Origin of the sequence: Pseudotamlana agarivorans, from assembly GCF_001642835.1 — a bacterium.
GTDB classification, from domain to species: domain Bacteria; phylum Bacteroidota; class Bacteroidia; order Flavobacteriales; family Flavobacteriaceae; genus Pseudotamlana; species Pseudotamlana agarivorans.
In genome coordinates this window covers 208,154-221,876 of the sequence record NZ_LXEI01000002.1, presented here as the reverse complement: position 1 = coordinate 221,876, position 13,723 = coordinate 208,154, and the positions used below count along the sequence as shown (strand labels likewise).

Below are 13,723 nucleotides of genomic sequence, written 5' to 3'. Positions count from 1 at the left end.
TATGAACCTAAATCAAGTTACTGTACCCTCTTTAAATGTCGAAAAGTCGGTAGAATTTTATAAAGCTTTAGGCTTAAAACTGATTGTTTTCACGCATTCGAAATACGCTAGATTTGAATGCGCTGATGGCGATGCTACGTTCTCAATACACGAAGTTGAAAACCTATCTGATGGTTCTGGAATTACGGTTTATTTTGAAGAACAAAACCTTGATGAGACTGTAAAACATTTGAGAGATAAAGGCATCGTGTTTGAGCAACTTCCAACAGATAAGTCCTGGCTATGGAGAGAAGCTCAACTTAAGGACCCAGACGGCAACCGCATCATTTTATATTATGCTGGAAAAAACAGAAAAAACCCACCTTGGCGTTTAGTGTCGGAGTAATTTATTTAAATTGAATGATAAAACAACTTATATAAGTTCTTTTAAATTCCCTCTACCCCCTTCATTATTTTATAGGCGTCACTTCTTTTTGCTTTACTACATTTGACAATACAATTTGAGTTTTAGATTCACCATAAGTAATCAATTGATCAATAAAAGTCTCCAGATGCTTTTGATTTTTTAAAACCACTTCCATCACTATATTTTCATCGCCCGTAATTCGGTAACAATTGATTACCTCATCATAGGTTTTTACTTTATCTAAAAAGGGTCTTAATTTCCCCATAAATGCTCTCAAGGTGATAATGGCTTTTAGTTGGTAACCGATTTCAAAAGGTGAAACTATGGTTTTATAGCCTTCAATAATTCCAAGATCTTCCATTTTTTTGATGCGCTCGGAAACAGCAGGCGAACTTATACCAACTTGCCTACCAATTTCAGCATTAGAAAGCCTTGCGTTTTCCTGTAAACATTTTAAAATTTTTCGGTTCAGACTATCAACTACCATTCAAAGGAATTTTAACACTAATTAATTAATAATAAAAGCAAATATACAATTTTACCTTAACTATTAAAGTTGATTCTCCTGCGTTGTGAGTAATTTTGAATAAATGCTAAGAAACAAATAATTATGTCGTCTAATACCCCACTAAATCTATCGGAATTACCGATTTATCAGAAAGCTTTGGAGATTTTCACTCTATCTCAAAGCATTTCTTCCTACTTAAATAGCGACTTATCTTCTCTAAATCAAGATGGTAGCGAAAGTCATCATATTTATTTCTCAGGAGATATTATTCAACAATCTGTTTCATTAGCTCCAGAAATTCTAAACGCAGAATTACAAAGACATTCAGAGCGTAGATATAAGCATATTGAATCTTTAAGAAAATTAACCAATAAACTTTATAAAAATTCATATCGATTAGAGCGTTCTAACAGTAACGGAAAAGATTTTTTACCAATTTTAAGAAGTGAATTAAAAAAATTTAAAAAACTACAAAGTACTTGGATGCTTACATTATAGAACTTAACCCCGCTAGGTTATATAAAAAACGCTCAAAAAATTTAAATTTCTTGAGCGTTTTTTCATGTTCATCGTAATGCTTTCACGCGATAAACTTTGTTTTCGTATTTAAGACATGGCCTTCACTTAAGTGATATTTTTCTGATTTGACCGTATAAAATAACCAATCTAAATAGTTTTTTGAACGCCTTTTAAACTTGTATTTGAGGGTACATTCCATAGTATAAAATTGTTTTTAGGGCTAAACAATACTAAATAAATAGCTCTAGAAGATTAATTTACACTTAGATAGTTAAAGCAAAAAAATAACACCTAATTTTTAGATTAAGCGTTATTAAATTACTATAACTTGTATTATAATGTCAAAAATAAGGTTGAAATGACTTTTGTATTTAACTGATTATAAGCCATTAAAAACATACAAAATAAAAAACTACATGTTTCGTCTGTACTGCCCACCGACTTCAAATAAGGCTTCAGTAATTTCTCCTAAAGAACAAACTTTACATACTTCCATAAGCGCATCAAAAATATTCTCGTTTTGAACGGCCTTTAGCTGTAAATCCTTTAACAAATCGGTGGTGTTATGAGCTTCATGCAAGTTCTTCAACGTTTTAATTTGAAGTTGTTTTTCTTCTTCGGTAGCTCGAATAACTTCCGCCGGTAAAACCGTTGGAGACCCTTTACTGCTTAAAAAAGTATTCACACCAATAATAGGAAAATCACCATTGTGTTTTAACGTTTCGTAATACAAACTTTCTTCTTGAATTTTACTACGTTGGTACATGGTTTCCATAGCTCCTAAAACGCCACCTCGTTCATTTATTCTATCAAACTCAACAAGAACAGCTTCTTCTACTAAATCGGTTAATTCTTCAATTATAAAAGATCCTTGAATTGGATTTTCATTTTTAGCCAAACCAAGCTCTTTATTAATTATAAGTTGGATGGCCATGGCACGACGCACAGACTCTTCAGTTGGTGTTGTAATAGCTTCATCGTAAGCATTGGTATGTAACGAATTACAGTTATCATAAATCGCATAAAGGGCTTGAAGTGTGGTTCGGATGTCGTTAAAATCAATTTCCTGAGCATGTAAACTACGTCCTGAAGTTTGAATATGATATTTAAGCATTTGAGCTCTTTCATTAGCGCCATACTTATGCTTCATGGCTTTAGCCCATATTTTACGCGCTACACGACCAATAACAGCATATTCTGGATCGATACCATTGGAGAAAAAGAAAGATAAATTTGGACCAAATTTATTGATATCCATACCGCGGCTTAAATAATACTCCACATAAGTAAAGCCGTTGGATAAGGTCAATGCCAGCTGCGTAATCGGATTGGCTCCAGCTTCTGCGATATGATAGCCTGAAATAGACACCGAATAAAAATTTCGAACGTTATTCTCTATAAAATACTCTTGAACATCGCCCATTAAACGCAAAGCGAATTCAGTTGAGAAAATACAAGTATTTTGCGCTTGATCTTCCTTTAAAATATCAGCTTGTACGGTACCGCGAACTTGAGCAATGGTATTGGCTTTAATAGAATTATACACATCTTTAGGTAAAACCTGATCACCAGTTACCCCTAATAGCATCAAACCTAAACCATCATTCCCTTCAGGAAGGGTACCGTTATATTTAGGACGCTCTTCATTTTTATATAATTCCTTTAATTTTGCTTCAACAGCATCTTCTAAACCATTTTCTTTGATGTAAATTTCACATTGCTGATCTATGGCTGCATTCATAAAATACCCTAATAACATGGGTGCAGGGCCATTTATAGTCATACTCACAGAGGTCATAGCATCGGCCAAATTGAAACCAGAATACAACTTTTTAGCATCATCTAAACAACAAATAGAAACGCCTGCATTACCAATTTTACCATAAATATCGGGTCTAATATCAGGGTCGTTTCCATAAAGTGTTACACTATCAAAAGCCGTAGACAAGCGCTTTGCTGGCATACCCTGACTTACATAATGAAAACGTTTATTGGTACGTTCTGGACTTCCTTCGCCGGCAAACATACGGGCTGGGTCTTCCCCTTTTCTTTTAAAAGGATACAATCCAGAAGTAAAAGGAAACTCTCCTGGAACGTTTTCTTGCAAACACCAACGAAGTATGTCACCCCAAGCTTGGTACTTTGGGAATGCCACCTTTGGTATTTGAGTATGTGATAGGGATTCGGTGTGGGTTTCAATTTTAATTTCTTTGTCACGAACCTTAAAACTATAAATCGGATTTTTGTACCTATTCACTTTAGCATCCCACCCCGTTAGGATCTCCCAATTGAACGGATCTAAATTCATTTTCACACGATCAAATTCGGCTATAAGTAATTTTACAAAATCACCGTTATCTTCAGAGGCGCTTTTTAAAATAGTGTCTTCTTCGAGGCCTAACTTTCCAATAAAAGATAATTCATCTTCTTTAGAATTAACATCAACTACTGTACAAATCGTTTTAAAGATGCCGTAGAGTTTTTGAGCTATGTCAACTTGCTCATTAGCCTTTTTATCATAAGCTCTATTATTTTCAGATATTTCAGATAAATAACGAGTTCTAGCAGGCGGAATTACAAAAATTTTCTCACTTTCACCTAGAGACTCAACCAGGTTAGATTTTAAATCTGCTTCTGTTTTTTCAACCAACTTATTAATAACAGCCTGATATAACGTATTCATACCTGGGTCGTTAAACTGAGAGGCAATCGTTCCAAAAACGGGTAAATCTTCTTGAGGTGTCTCCCACAGCAAATTATTACGCATATATTGCTTTTTCACATCACGTAATGCATCTAAAGCGCCTCTTTTATCGAATTTATTAATGGCAACTAAATCGGCAAAATCTAGCATATCAATTTTTTCTAATTGTGTGGCCGCACCAAATTCGGGTGTCATCACATAAAGTGACACATCAGAATGTTCAATTATTTCGGTATCTGATTGTCCGATTCCCGAAGTTTCTAAAATAATTAGATCATAATTGGCTGCTTTTAAAACCTCAATGGCTTCATTAACATGTTTAGAAAGTGCCAGATTTGACTGTCTTGTAGCTAAACTACGCATGTAAACACGCTCATTATTTATGGCATTCATTCTAATACGATCCCCTAGAAGCGCACCACCAGTTTTACGTTTAGAAGGATCGACCGAAATGATACCTACGGTCTTGTTTGGGAAATCCATTAAATAACGACGAACGAGTTCATCAACCAAACTAGACTTTCCGGCACCTCCAGTACCTGTAATTCCGAGAACTGGAGTTTTTGAAGTTTCATTTTTAGTATGAATTTTATTTAAAGTAGCTTTAGCTGTTTCTGGAAAATTTTCAGCGGAAGAAATTACACGAGCGATATCTTTAACCGATTTACTTTGAATAACCTCTAAATCTACATCAAGGGTATCCCCAATCTCAAAATCAGATTGCTGCACCAAATCGTTTATCATTCCTTGAAGTCCCATTTCACGGCCATCATCAGGTGAATAAATACGGGTGATGCCATAATCCATTAAGTCTTTAATTTCTGAAGGTAAGATAACGCCACCGCCGCCGCCAAAAATCTTGATATGTCCAGCACCTTTTTCCTTTAAAAGGTCGAACATATATTTAAAATATTCGTTGTGACCACCTTGATAAGAAGTTAAACAAATAGCATTCACATCTTCTTGAATGGCTGTATTAACCACCTCTTCAACACTTCTATCATGACCTAGGTGAATCACCTCAACACCAGTGGCTTGAATGATTCGACGCATCACGTTTATTGAGGCATCATGACCATCGAAAAGAGAGGCTGCGGTTACGATTCTAATTTTATTATTTGGCTTATATATTGCTTGCTGATTCATTCGTAAATATTCTCTTAATTAAGTCCGGCAATTTACGAAATATTCAAAAATTTAAACCATTTACTTGATATTATCTAAAACTATATTCTAAGTTTAGTCTTTTATAATTTTAACCTAATTTTGAGCATTAAAGCTTGAATTCTAATGAATAAGATAACCATATTAATACATTGTAAAGACAAACCAAATATCATTGCCTCAATCACCAACTTTATCGCTAATAAAGGCGGAAACATTGTTTACATAGACCAATATGTCGATCGAGAACAAGATATTTTCTTTATGCGTTTGGAAAGTGAATTTGTTTCGGATAGTTTTTCTACAATAGACTTTAAAACTGATTTCAAAAGTGAACTTGCCGAAACTTTTAAAATGAAATGGCGCATTTATTCTTCTGAGAAAAAGCCTAAAATGGCGTTATTTATATCAAAATACGACCATTGTTTGTATGATTTATTAGGAAGATATAACTCTGGAGAGCTCAATCTAGAAATACCTTTTATTATAAGTAATCACACCGATTTAGAACATATCGCTAAAAATTTCAATATTCCTTTCTACCATATCCCAGTGACCAAAGACACAAAGAAAGAGGCTGAAGACAAACAATTGGAGTTACTTTTAGAACATAAAATAGACTTTATCGTATTGGCCAGGTACATGCAAATTGTATCTGACAAACTGATCAATCAATACCAAAATAAAATTATAAACATTCACCACTCGTTTTTACCGGCGTTTATAGGTGCCAAGCCTTACCATTCTGCCTACAAACGAGGTGTTAAAATTATAGGTGCAACCAGCCATTATGTCACAGAGGAATTAGATGCTGGACCTATTATTGAACAGGATGTCACCCGTGTATCACATACACATGCCATTTCCGACCTTATAGCTAAGGGCCGTGATTTAGAAAAAGTGGTTCTTGCTAACGCCGTAAAACTACACGCTAACAGAAAAGTGATGGTATATAATAATAAGACGGTAATTTTTACATAATCGCATTCAAAAACAACAATTCAATATTATTAAAACAATAAACCCCATATGATACGCAAATTTTTAGCCATTACCTTACTAGTTAATCTAACTGCTTGTGCCGAGTTACACGAAGTAGCCAAGCAATTACCTCAAACACAAACCAATATTCCAAACAGTACTATTGGAAATGCTGATATTGCTGCCGGTTTAAGACAAGCTTTAGATTTAGGTATCGATAAGCAAGTATCAAAACTTACCCAAACCAATGGTTTCTACGGAAATGACATGGTTAAAATTTTATTACCAAAAGAATTACAAAAGGTTGATGACGGTCTAAGAAAAATAGGATTAGGAAGTCTCGCTGATGAAGGCTTAAAAGTGCTTAACCGTGCTGCTGAAGATGCCGTTAAAGAGGCGACACCCATTTTTGTTGATGCTGTAAAAGGCATTACATTTAATGATGCTAAAAGTATATTAGTTGGAAGCGACAATGCCGCAACACAATACTTAAGTTCAAAAACAGAAACCTCATTGTATAATAAATTTAATCCGGTGATTAAAAATTCCTTTAGCAAAGTAGGCGCTGATAAAATCTGGTCTAATTTAATTAGCAAATACAACAGTATTCCTTTTACAGATGATGTTAACCCCGATTTAACTGACTACGTGACAGAGGAAGCTTTAAAAGGTGTTTTCACGATGATCGAGGTTGAAGAAAAAGAAATTAGAACGCAATACTCATCTAGAACTACAGACTTATTAAAGAAGGTATTTGCTTTACAAGACTAAACCGATTTTATCACATATATTACCCTTAAAAAATTTAAAACCGAATGAAACTTCATTCGGTTTTTTTGTGCACTTAATCTTTTAGTTAAAATTGATTTAATTTTTTAGTGCGTTTTTTAAAATTTAAACAAAAAATATGTATATTTAAATTCCTGTTAATCAAGGAACAAGAATGAAACGATTAGACGCCATAAAACTTCATCAAGATAAACTCCACAGAGACTATAAGGCTCTTGTAGAGCAGGCGTATAATTTTCGACAAACCGATTCAGAACTTAGTGATATTTCAGAATATCGCGCTATAAAACTGCTAAACAAACTCAACCGATTAAAATATCTATACCGAGACCGAGAACAGCAGCAATCAGTAATCTAATATTTATTACCATTTATTTAACTTTTTAAAAATGTATGAGGCATTAAAATTGCTCATGCATTGATCTATAATTAAAAATTTAACAATTATGAATACGTCATATATAAAAACACAACAAGCGAAACTATTAAGCACTTACAAACAGCTTATGGAACAAGCGTATAATTTTAGACAAATGGACTCTGCTTTGAGTGACATTCTAGAATTCAAAGCCATTAAACTGCTTAACGAATTAAACGGTTTAAGGTTTTTAAACTCAAATCAATTGATATACTGTAAGATATAATTTTTATTTATCGTTATTTTAACCTTATATAAACATCTATACAGCCTATTATCACGTACTTTATATAAACAAAAAAACAGAACGTTATGAACCCTCACTTTTGTCGCGTAGGAAAAATTAAGCCTAATTTGAATAAATTAATCAGCTTAAAACAATTAGAAAATAGAATTGCAAACTTTGTAGAAGACACTACTAAAGTTGAGTATGAAGATTTAAACGGAGCGTTTTAAAATACTTAAACGCCGCCATGAGCCTTGATCCATACCAAGAAAACATTTCCCCATCTACAAGTATAGCTTTACTTTTGGGAAAAATTTCTTGTGCCTCATTCTTATGAATGTCCTTAAAAGGAAAAGGCTCTGAGGATAACAAGACAAATTCAGGCGCTCCACCTGCATCTAATTTATTAGGTTCTATTTCAGGATATCTTTCTAAATGACCGAATACGTTTTCAAACTTATTTATGTTCAATAAATAGTTTATAAATGTATGATTTGCGGCTGCCATCCAAGGAGATTTCCAAATAAAATAAGCAACTGAAACAACAGGTTCATCCTTCACAAAGTCTTGAAATTCATTAAACTCTGCTTTAATAGTTTCAACAATTTTTTCCGCTTTTAATTTACAATTAAATAGCGTGCCATATTGTGCGATTAAATTTAGGCTATCTTCTAAATTATAAATATCGGACACATGTACCTGACAAATACCTTCACAAGCTTCTACAATTTCCTTAGTATTTTCCTCTTTATTACAAAGAATGATATCGGGATTTAGTGCCTTGATTTTATCCAGATGAATTTGCTTAGTCCCCCCAACAACAGTAACCTTTTTACGCAGCTCTTTTGGATGAATACAAAATTTGGTTATTCCCACCAATGCATGCTCCAAACCTAAATCACAAAGTAATTCGGTTTGACTAGGCACTAATGAAATGATTCGTTTAGGAACAGTTTCTAATGAAATTACTCTATGCAGTTGGTCTTTAAACTCCATGACATCATTTAAAATGATGACGCATCTAAGATATCGGCCATTTCCTTTTGAAGTTCTTCAGATTTTTGGGCGGCTGATGCTGCAAAGTCAGTATCATTTGAAGCATAAATAATCCCTCTTGAAGAGTTTATAAGTAACCCAACTGTATCATTCATACCGTATTTACAAACGTCCTGTAAATTTCCGCCTTGAGCTCCAACTCCTGGTACTAACAAGAAACTGTTTGGAATAATTTTTCTGATATCTGCAAAATATTCAGCTTTAGTAGCTCCAACCACGTACATCAAGTTATCTGAATTTACCCAGGTTTTTGAAGTTTCTAACACCTGTTTATAAACCTCTTTACCATCAACCGTTTTGGTTTGAAAATCAAATGCCCCTTGATTAGATGTTAAAGCCAAAAGAATGGTATGCTTATTTTCAAAAGCTAAAAATGGCTCTACGGAATCTTTCCCCATATAAGGTGCTACAGTTACCGAATCGAAAGCTAAGTCTTCGAAAAAAGCCTTGGCATACATTGTACTCGTATTCCCTATATCGCCTCGTTTAGCATCGGCAATTGTAAAGATTTCAGGATGGTTTTCATTTAAATAATTGATCGTTTTTTCTAAAGCTTTCCAACCTTTTAATCCGTAAGCTTCATAAAAAGCCGTATTGGGTTTGTACGCTACACACAAATGATGGGTGGCATCGATTATGGCTTTGTTGAATGCAAAAATCGGATCTTCTTCTTCCAAAAGGTGCTTCGGAATTTTATTTAAATCGACATCCAATCCTATACATAAAAAGGATTTCTTTCTTTTAATTTCCTGAATAAGTTGACTTGTTGTCATGACTTTTATTTAGAACAGATACGCTGCGTTTCACAAAGACTTCGTCAAGAAACGCAGCGTATACTATTTATTTTTATGGTATGAGGTTACACTAAATTTGATCACTATTTGCCTTTAACTTTTCAGTGTTTTCAGCAAGTTGTAATTCATCAATAATTTTTTGAATATCACCATTAACAATATTCGATAAATCGTAAAGTGTTAAACCAATTCTATGATCGGTAACACGACCTTGAGGATAATTATAAGTTCTAATTTTAGCACTTCTATCTCCACTGGTCACCATGGTACCACGTAAAGCGGCATCTTCCTCCATTTTTTTAGCCAACTCTAAATCGTATAAACGCGAACGTAATACTTTAAAAGCTTTCTCTTTATTTTTATGCTGAGATTTTTGATCTTGACACTGCGCCACCAATCCTGTTGGAATATGGGTTAAACGCACGGCTGAATAAGTCGTATTTACAGACTGTCCACCGGGTCCCGATGAACAGAAAAAATCGATACGCACATCCTTAGGATTAATTTCAACATCAAATTCTTCAGCTTCAGGGAAAACCATGACTGTTGCAGCCGAAGTATGTACACGACCTTGTGTTTCTGTTTGTGGTACACGTTGTACACGGTGCACACCTGCTTCAAATTTTAAAGTTCCGTAAACATCTTCACCAGAAACCTCAAACTGAATTTCTTTAAATCCGCCATTGGTACCTTCACTAAAATCTACAGTATCAACTTTCCAACCTTTGCTTTCACAGTATTTTGTGTACATTCTAAATAAGTCACCAGCAAAAATACTCGCTTCATCACCACCTGTTCCAGCACGTAATTCAACTACGGCATTTTTAGAATCTTGAGGATCTTTAGGTATTAAAAGCACTTTAATTTCTTCCTCTAATTTTGGAATACCTACTTTAGCTTCATCATACTGTAACCTAGCCATTTCAACCATTTCGGCATCACTGCCATCGGCGATTATTTCTTCAGCTTCAGCTAGATTATTGGTAAACTCAATGTATTCCTCACGTTTCCCCATAAGGATACGTAAATCTTTATATTCTCGATTTAACTCGACATAACGTTTTTGATCTGCAATAATATCAGGTTGAATGATTAAATCACTAACCTCATCAAAACGCTGCTTTACTATTTGTAATTTCTCTAACATCTGCCTTTTTTAATTGGATGTCAAAAATACGATAATTTATCAATTTTCAATGCCTTGAAATAGGGTTAAAATTTATGTCGATTTCATTGAATAAAAAAAGGAGGTTGTTAAAAAACAACCTCCCTTTCTTCATTATTAAAATGTTTTATACAGTAAATTATTCTATCCGCATTTGGAAGAGCCACAATCTTTACAAGTCAAGCAACCTTCTTGATAAATTAAGTTTGTAGACTTACAAGCATCGCATTTCTGTCCTTTAGCTTTAGTACCATCTTCAACATAACGTTTTAAGGCACGCACCACACCATTTTTCCAGGTGTTGATAGACTCGCTATCTAATTGTAAACTATTAATTAAATCTACAATTTTATCGATAGGCATACCATGACGTAAAGTACTAGAAATCAGCTTGGCATAATTCCAAAATTCAGGATTAAACTTATGCGATAACCCTTCAATAGTCGTTTTATAACCTCTTGTGTTTTTATATTGAAAATCGTAACGTCGCACCCCATCTTCACCTCTATTCTTTATGATCACCCCTTTGTTTACCCAACGTGGAATTAAAATACCATCCTCATCATCGGCAAGACCTGTAAAAACCTCGTAAGGTTTCCCGTCAATAATACCAATAAAAGCAATCCACTTCTCTTTACTATTTTGAAAACGAACCACATCAGCCTCTAACGACTGTGGTCGCTTGGTAGGAAATGCTGTTAAGGTTTCTTCGGTCTCTTCCTTCTTCTTTTCATCATTAGAAATTAAAACTCCAGAACGAGAACCGTCTCTATAAACTGTTACACCCTTACATCCAACTTCCCATGCTTTTAAATACAGGTCGCCTACTAAATCTTCCGAAACATCGTTTGGTAAATTAATAGTTACACTAATCGAGTGATCTACCCATTTTTGAATAGCACCTTGCATACTCACCTTACTCAACCAATCAACATCATTAGAAGTTGCTCCGTAATACGGCGATTTTTTGATTAACTCGTTAATTTCATCTTGAGAATAATTAACAGTAGTATCCATACCATTAACTTCCATCCATTGTTTAAAACGGTGATGAAAAACCACATATTCTTCCCATGAATCCCCTACTTCATCTACAAAATCTACGCGAACATCTTTATCATTAGGATTTACCTTTCTTCTTCTTTTATAAACCGGCATAAATACAGGTTCGATCCCAGAGGTTGTTTGCGTCATTAAACTCGTAGTTCCAGTTGGAGCAATCGTTAATAAAGCAATATTACGACGGCCATATTCAAGCATTTCATAATACAACTTATCATCGGCTTCTTTTAGTCGTTTAATGAATGGATTATTTTTCTCGCGTTCAATATCAAAAATTCCAAAGGCTCCACGCTCTTTTGCCAAATGCACCGAGGCTCTATAAGCTTCAATAGCAATAGTTTTATGTACTTCCAGTGAAAAAGCATTACCTTCTTTACTTCCGTATTTAATACCCAAAGCAGCTAACATATCGCCTTCCGCAGTAATCCCAACACCTGTTCTACGACCTTCTTCGGCTTTACGCTGAATGTTTAACCATAAATTTTTCTCTGTTCTTTTTACTTCATCTTGCTCGGGATCCTCATCTATTTTCTTAAGAATATTATCAATTTTAAGAAGCTCTAAATCGATAACATCATCCATAATACGTTGAGCAGCTGCGACGTGTTTTTTAAACAATTCGAAATTGAATTTCGCGGCACTTGTAAACGGATTTTCTACATATGAAAATAAATTAATCGCTAAGAGACGACACGAATCATACGGACATAAAGGAATCTCACCACAAGGATTGGTAGACACTGTTTTATAACCTAAATCGGCATAACAATCTGGCACCGATTCATTAATTATAGTGTCCCAGAATAAAATACCTGGCTCAGCAGATTTCCATGCATTATGAACAATTTTTTTCCAAAGCGCATTGGCATCAATAGATTTTGATACTTTAGGGTTTGCACTAAAAATAGGATATTTTTGAGTGTATTCCTTACCTGCTTTTACCGCTTTCATAAACTCATCATCAATTCTTACCGAAACATTGGCACCAGTCACTTTACCTTGTTCCAATTTAGCATTGATAAAATCTTCGGAATCGGGATGATTAATAGAAACGGATAACATTAAAGCACCACGTCGACCATCTTGAGCAACCTCTCTTGTTGAGTTTGAATAACGCTCCATAAAAGGAACAATCCCCGTAGAAGTTAATGCAGAATTTTTAACAGCAGAACCTTTTGGACGGATATGAGACAAATCGTGACCAACTCCTCCGCGACGCTTCATAAGTTGCACTTGCTCCTGATCAATCTTCATGATACCACCATAAGAATCAGATTCTCCATCATTTCCAATTACAAAACAATTAGACAGCGAGGCTATTTGAAAAGGATTCCCAATACCTGCCATCGGACTCCCTTGAGGAACGATATATTTAAAATCCTTTATTAAATCGAAAATATCACTTTCCGATAACGGATTAGGATACTTAGACTCTACACTAGCTATTTCCTTAGCAATACGCTTGTGCATATCATTTGGTGTTAACTCATAAATATTCCCATCAGAATCTTTAAGAGCATATTTATTTAACCAAACACGAGCAGCTAAATCATCATTTTTAAAGTACTTTAAAGAAGCTTGAAAAGCCTCTTCTTGGGTATACGTTTTTTTTGGGACTTCTGTTAGTTTTTCGTTCATGGATGTTTTGAGATATTAAGATGGATTAAATATTTTTTATATGCTATAAATAAAAAACAAAGATACAACTTAAACCATGACACAAATCATAAAGTTGTCAACAAAAAACACATTAAACAACTGAAAACAAGGGTGTTAAAAATTTATCAACAACAAAAAGTTAACAATTTTTAAAAAGAATAATAACACAAAACATTAAAGAAATCGAAAAATATTTATAAGGAAGTAAACAATATAAACTCGAAAAAGCACATCTATTTGGCTCTCAGCACCGAATAGTTCATCATTAAAAG

The 13,723-nt window shown here is 34.3% G+C and carries 12 protein-coding genes; 6 read left to right on the top strand and 6 right to left on the bottom strand.

Going from position 1 to position 13,723, the window contains the following annotated elements:
* Position 1 precedes the first annotated feature (1 nt).
* Complete coding sequence (locus A6I66_RS04265; protein WP_067145959.1) at positions 2–385, top strand: VOC family protein; 384 nt, start codon at positions 2–4, stop codon at positions 383–385.
* 64 nt (positions 386–449) lie between these two features.
* Here A6I66_RS04265 and A6I66_RS04260 read toward each other — a convergent pair whose 3' ends face one another.
* Positions 450–893 carry an Lrp/AsnC family transcriptional regulator gene (locus tag A6I66_RS04260; RefSeq protein WP_067145956.1) on the bottom strand — a complete coding sequence of 148 codons (444 nt, stop codon included), beginning with the start codon at positions 891–893 and terminating at the stop codon, positions 450–452.
* A gap of 123 nt (positions 894–1,016) precedes the next feature.
* Here A6I66_RS04260 and A6I66_RS04255 point away from each other — a divergent pair, with 123 nt between their 5' ends.
* Positions 1,017–1,412 carry a hypothetical protein gene (locus A6I66_RS04255; RefSeq protein ID WP_067145954.1) on the top strand — a complete coding sequence of 132 codons (396 nt, stop codon included), beginning with the start codon at positions 1,017–1,019 and terminating at the stop codon, positions 1,410–1,412.
* 433 nt (positions 1,413–1,845) lie between these two features.
* Here A6I66_RS04255 and A6I66_RS04250 read toward each other — a convergent pair whose 3' ends face one another.
* The gene (locus A6I66_RS04250) at positions 1,846–5,283 is read right to left on the bottom strand and encodes a methylmalonyl-CoA mutase family protein (protein ID WP_067145952.1); all 3,438 of its coding nucleotides are present in this window, start codon (positions 5,281–5,283) and stop codon (positions 1,846–1,848) included.
* Between the two features lie 144 nt (positions 5,284–5,427).
* Between A6I66_RS04250 and purU the strand changes: the two genes are divergently transcribed.
* The 4 genes from purU to A6I66_RS04230 all read left to right on the top strand — a co-directional run bounded on the left by purU (position 5,428) and on the right by A6I66_RS04230 (position 7,715).
* Complete coding sequence (gene purU, locus A6I66_RS04245; protein ID WP_067145951.1) at positions 5,428–6,282, top strand: formyltetrahydrofolate deformylase; 855 nt, start codon at positions 5,428–5,430, stop codon at positions 6,280–6,282.
* Between the two features lie 48 nt (positions 6,283–6,330).
* The gene (locus A6I66_RS04240) at positions 6,331–7,053 is read left to right on the top strand and encodes a DUF4197 domain-containing protein (RefSeq protein ID WP_067145949.1); all 723 of its coding nucleotides are present in this window, start codon (positions 6,331–6,333) and stop codon (positions 7,051–7,053) included.
* 172 nt (positions 7,054–7,225) lie between these two features.
* Positions 7,226–7,429, top strand: coding sequence for a Lacal_2735 family protein (locus A6I66_RS04235; protein ID WP_067145947.1), 204 nt, complete (start codon positions 7,226–7,228; stop codon positions 7,427–7,429).
* Between the two features lie 88 nt (positions 7,430–7,517).
* A complete protein-coding gene (locus tag A6I66_RS04230) occupies positions 7,518–7,715 on the top strand; it encodes a Lacal_2735 family protein (protein WP_157614077.1) in 198 nt (65 codons plus the stop codon).
* 192 nt (positions 7,716–7,907) lie between these two features.
* On the opposite strand, the gene A6I66_RS04225 is transcribed toward A6I66_RS04230, so the two are convergent.
* From A6I66_RS04225 to A6I66_RS04210, 4 genes are all read right to left on the bottom strand, one after another.
* On the bottom strand, positions 7,908–8,711 hold the full coding sequence (locus tag A6I66_RS04225; protein ID WP_067145943.1) for an ABC transporter substrate-binding protein: 804 nt from the start codon (positions 8,709–8,711) through the stop codon (positions 7,908–7,910).
* 8 nt (positions 8,712–8,719) lie between these two features.
* A complete protein-coding gene (gene pyrF, locus A6I66_RS04220) occupies positions 8,720–9,544 on the bottom strand; it encodes an orotidine-5'-phosphate decarboxylase (protein ID WP_067145941.1) in 825 nt (274 codons plus the stop codon).
* A gap of 91 nt (positions 9,545–9,635) precedes the next feature.
* On the bottom strand, positions 9,636–10,712 hold the full coding sequence (gene prfA / locus A6I66_RS04215) for a peptide chain release factor 1 (RefSeq protein ID WP_067145939.1): 1,077 nt from the start codon (positions 10,710–10,712) through the stop codon (positions 9,636–9,638).
* A 162-nt stretch (positions 10,713–10,874) separates the two neighbouring features.
* A complete protein-coding gene (locus A6I66_RS04210; protein ID WP_067145938.1) occupies positions 10,875–13,430 on the bottom strand; it encodes an adenosylcobalamin-dependent ribonucleoside-diphosphate reductase in 2,556 nt (851 codons plus the stop codon).
* Positions 13,431–13,723: the final 293 nt, after the last annotated feature.

Excerpts from the sequence above, each read along its gene's own strand:
- A6I66_RS04250 (WP_067145952.1), bottom strand. The coding sequence starts at position 5,283 with ATGAATCAGCAAGCAATATATAAGCCAAATAATAAAATTAGAATCGTA.
- A6I66_RS04255 (WP_067145954.1), top strand. The coding sequence starts at position 1,017 with ATGTCGTCTAATACCCCACTAAATCTATCGGAATTACCGATTTATCAG.
- prfA (WP_067145939.1), bottom strand. The coding sequence starts at position 10,712 with ATGTTAGAGAAATTACAAATAGTAAAGCAGCGTTTTGATGAGGTTAGT.
- A6I66_RS04210 (WP_067145938.1), bottom strand. The coding sequence starts at position 13,430 with ATGAACGAAAAACTAACAGAAGTCCCAAAAAAAACGTATACCCAAGAA.
- A6I66_RS04265 (WP_067145959.1), top strand. The coding sequence starts at position 2 with ATGAACCTAAATCAAGTTACTGTACCCTCTTTAAATGTCGAAAAGTCG.
- A6I66_RS04260 (WP_067145956.1), bottom strand. The coding sequence starts at position 893 with ATGGTAGTTGATAGTCTGAACCGAAAAATTTTAAAATGTTTACAGGAA.
- A6I66_RS04240 (WP_067145949.1), top strand. The coding sequence starts at position 6,331 with ATGATACGCAAATTTTTAGCCATTACCTTACTAGTTAATCTAACTGCT.
- A6I66_RS04230 (WP_157614077.1), top strand. The coding sequence starts at position 7,518 with ATGAATACGTCATATATAAAAACACAACAAGCGAAACTATTAAGCACT.
- purU (WP_067145951.1), top strand. The coding sequence starts at position 5,428 with ATGAATAAGATAACCATATTAATACATTGTAAAGACAAACCAAATATC.
- pyrF (WP_067145941.1), bottom strand. The coding sequence starts at position 9,544 with ATGACAACAAGTCAACTTATTCAGGAAATTAAAAGAAAGAAATCCTTT.
- A6I66_RS04225 (WP_067145943.1), bottom strand. The coding sequence starts at position 8,711 with ATGGAGTTTAAAGACCAACTGCATAGAGTAATTTCATTAGAAACTGTT.
- A6I66_RS04235 (WP_067145947.1), top strand. The coding sequence starts at position 7,226 with ATGAAACGATTAGACGCCATAAAACTTCATCAAGATAAACTCCACAGA.